The sequence below is a fragment of the Fervidicella metallireducens AeB genome (assembly GCF_000601455.1).
GTDB lineage: Bacteria > Bacillota > Clostridia > Clostridiales > Caloramatoraceae > Fervidicella > Fervidicella metallireducens.
Genome location: NZ_AZQP01000089.1, coordinates 1 through 3,193 on the forward strand (window position 1 = coordinate 1; position 3,193 = coordinate 3,193).

At 34.4% G+C, this 3,193-nt stretch carries 3 protein-coding genes, 1 tRNA gene and 1 pseudogene; all 5 read right to left on the reverse strand.

Features of this window, described 5'->3' with window-relative positions; translation table 11 throughout:
• Positions 1–91: 91 nt before the first annotated feature.
• Positions 92–167, reverse strand: a tRNA-Thr gene (locus tag Q428_RS13515).
• A gap of 81 nt (positions 168–248) precedes the next feature.
• Positions 249–890 carry an RNA polymerase sporulation sigma factor SigH gene (sigH, locus tag Q428_RS13520; protein ID WP_035381813.1) on the reverse strand — a complete coding sequence of 214 codons (642 nt, stop codon included), beginning with the start codon at positions 888–890 and terminating at the stop codon, positions 249–251.
• A gap of 80 nt (positions 891–970) precedes the next feature.
• Entirely contained in the window at positions 971–1,489 is a 519-nt protein-coding gene (locus Q428_RS13525; protein ID WP_035381815.1) for an NYN domain-containing protein, read from the reverse strand.
• Positions 1,486–2,243 (reverse strand): annotated as a pseudogene (rlmB, locus tag Q428_RS13530) (23S rRNA (guanosine(2251)-2'-O)-methyltransferase RlmB). The gene Q428_RS13525 and the pseudogene rlmB overlap by 4 nt, the downstream one beginning before the upstream one ends.
• Positions 2,244–2,367: 124 nt before the next feature.
• Complete coding sequence (gene thyX / locus Q428_RS13535; RefSeq protein ID WP_201769303.1) at positions 2,368–3,138, reverse strand: FAD-dependent thymidylate synthase; 771 nt, start codon at positions 3,136–3,138, stop codon at positions 2,368–2,370.
• Positions 3,139–3,193 lie beyond the last annotated feature (55 nt).

Consider the following 3,193-nt stretch of genomic DNA (forward strand, 5'->3'; position numbering starts at 1 on the left):
ATGTATGGTGTTATCACCTTAATAAATTTTTATATTAAACGGTTATACACCGTAATGTAAACTCATCCCGGTGTTTCATATAGGAAATTACTGGAGCCCATGACCGGGATTGAACCGGTGACCTCCACCTTACCAAGGTGACGCTCTGCCGACTGAGCTACATGGGCGCAACGGGATAAACCCGTATATACTATCGATTATTTATTGTACACTCTTAGAAAAAATATGTCAATGACAATTTTTGTAATCTATTCCTCTTCTTTTATGTATTTCTCAAGTTTTCTTTTTACCCTCTGAAGAGCGTTATCAATAGACTTAGCATGTCTATCTAAATCGCAGGCTATTTCCTGATATGACTTGCCATCCAGATAGCATGTCAGAACTTCCATTTCTAAATCACTTAAAATCTCTGACATTTTCCTCTCTATCTTGTTTTTTTCTTCCCTGCTGATAATCAATTCCTCAGGATCTGAAACATGTATTGTTGATAAAACATCCATTAATGTTCTGTCTGATTCCTCATCATAGATTGGTTTGTTAAGCGATATATAACTATTCAAAGGAATATGTTTTTGCCTTGTGGCTGTTTTTATTGCTGTAATTATCTGTCTCGTTATGCATAATTCAGCAAAGGCCCTGAAGGAGGAAAGCTTGTCGGATTTGAAATCCCTTATTGCTTTATAAAGGCCAATCATGCCCTCCTGATATATATCATCCTTATCAGCACCTATCAAAAAATATGATTTTGCTTTAGCCTTGACATAATTTCGATATTTATTTATCAAATATTCCTCCGCAAAGACGTTGCCTCCTCTAGCTAAAGCCACCACTTCTTCATCTAACATTTCTTCAAATGAAATCATTCTGCTATTTGCATCTGCATTCCCCATCAAACCAATCCCCCCAGTTACATTCTAGGTCAATTACAAATTAAATTATATATCCTTAATTCTCGTAAAGTCAAGTATTTTCAAAGGTTTCGACGCATTTTCTCAAGTTTTTCCAAAATTTCCTTATTTACGTGCTCACTTAAAGTAGTTATCTGTTCCGAATATGTAATCTTTGTCTTTTCTTTGATTTTTGTTTTAGTTAAACTTATCTCATTTAATAACTCTGCAGGTGTAATTCTTATCCCACCCATCTGAAGTACTATTCTTTGTTCAAGGTAATCAGATGTAGCAACATAAACCTCATTTTTTCTTGATAATTCTGCTACATTTCTCTCTATATAGCAGTCTGCGGTTTCCTGCTCTTTTGTAAACACTACATCTATCTCACCTTGCTTAATGTGCTTAACGGAACTACCCTTTACCATATGAGCATCAAAAACAACAATTATTTTTATACCCTTATATGCGGCAAACTCACGAAGCATATCCACAAGCTTATCTCTGGCATCCTCAAGATTTTCATCCTTCAAAACTTTTAATTCTTTCCATGAATTAATTATGTTATACCCATCAACGAATAAATACTTAGTTTTACTCACTTTTTAACATTCCTCTGTTTAACAATTTCATACATAATTATACCTGCTGCAACCGATGCATTCAAAGAATTAACTTCACCCTTCATCGGTATGCTAACAACCATATCACAATTTTCTTTGACAAGCCTAGAAATACCTTTACCTTCACTGCCTATAACCAATGCCGTTGCACCTGTTAAATTAGTTTCATAACATACACTTCCATCCATGTCAGTACCAATAACCCATATACCATTTTCTTTCAATTCTTTAATTGTTTGATTTAAATTCGTTACCTTAACTATTTTTGTATGTTCTACTGCACCAGCAGATGCTTTAGATACCGTAGCAGTAACTAGGCTGATCTTCTCTTAGGAATAATAACTCCATGGGCACCACAGACATTTGCTGTTCTTACGATAGAGCCAAAATTATGGGGATCCTCAATCTCATCTAAAATAATTATAAATGGATCCTCACTCTTTTCTTTTGCATAATCTAAAATTTCCTGTACAGAAGAATATTGATATGGAGTTGTCAGTGCAATAACCCCTTGATGATTTCCTGTGGTAGACATATCATCCAGTTTTTTTCTGTCAACTTCACTAATAACCACCTTTTTGTCCTTAGCTAAAGACATTATAACCTTTATAGACCCTTCTTGCATTCCCTTGGCTATATATATTTTTTCTATTGTTCTATCAGACCTTAACAGTTCTATAACAGGATTTCTTCCCTCAACTACATTTTCCCTTTCATCGAAATTTTTCTCCATATCGTTTTTGTTTTGTACTAGCTTTTCCTTTGTGCTATAAAACTTATCTTTTCGGTTATTGTTTTCTCTTCCCTTGCCCATTCTTTTTTTATCCATTAAAACTCCATCCTTTCAATATTGACTACTAAATACCCTTATATTTTTCCCTTACTTCCTGAATTTTACCACAACTCATTCCTCCTTCAGGACATGAGCCTGAAATACATCCTGGGCCACAATTTTTAAATACAGTTGGAGCAACTTCCTTTAACTGTTTCAGCATTTCATCTGCTAAGTTTTTAATTTCCCATTGAGCCCTGTTGCAACATCTATGTCTTAAAAAATTAAATAAAGTTCTTGCATTCATTGTAAATACAATTTTTGTTTCACATGCATTAGGGAATACATATCTTGCATCCTCAATTGCCATTTTTTCAGCAACTCTCTTTGCTTTATTTTCTTCCATACCACCCTCTACGAGCTTTTTAATGTGTTTCTCCATCAAAATTTCAACTAAAGTGTTATATGTATTCTGATCTTCTTCCATGGCCTTTATAAAAAGCTCCTTTGCTTCTGGTATCATTTCAATTGAAGGAGGAACTATATATTGAAATTGTTCTAATTTTACATATCTTTGACTCTGCTGTGAATAAGATGCTATTCTATGTCTTACCAGCTGATGAGTAAGTGTCCTTGAAACCCCTTCTACTGCAAAGGTAAAATTTACATGCTCTATTGGTGATTCATGCCCTAAATCAATCAGCATATTCAAGAATTTCTGTGTGTTTTCCTCATTTAAATTTTCCATTATTTCATCAATGCCAACCCTGCTGTAACAAAGCTTAGCAGCAGAGGCAATTATCTTCTCTGGTTCTGGTGTGTGTGCTATTAGCTTAACCTTCAATTTCGTTTCCATGCAGATCCACCTTTCCAATGTTCTTTAAAGCATATTATAACATATAACTAAATCA

What these genes read in the sequence shown, in the direction of transcription:
- thyX (WP_201769303.1), bottom strand. Translation starts at nt 3,138, where the DNA reads ATGGAAACGAAATTGAAGGTTAAGCTAATAGCACACACACCAGAACCA.
- sigH (WP_035381813.1), bottom strand. Translation starts at nt 890, where the DNA reads ATGGGGAATGCAGATGCAAATAGCAGAATGATTTCATTTGAAGAAATG.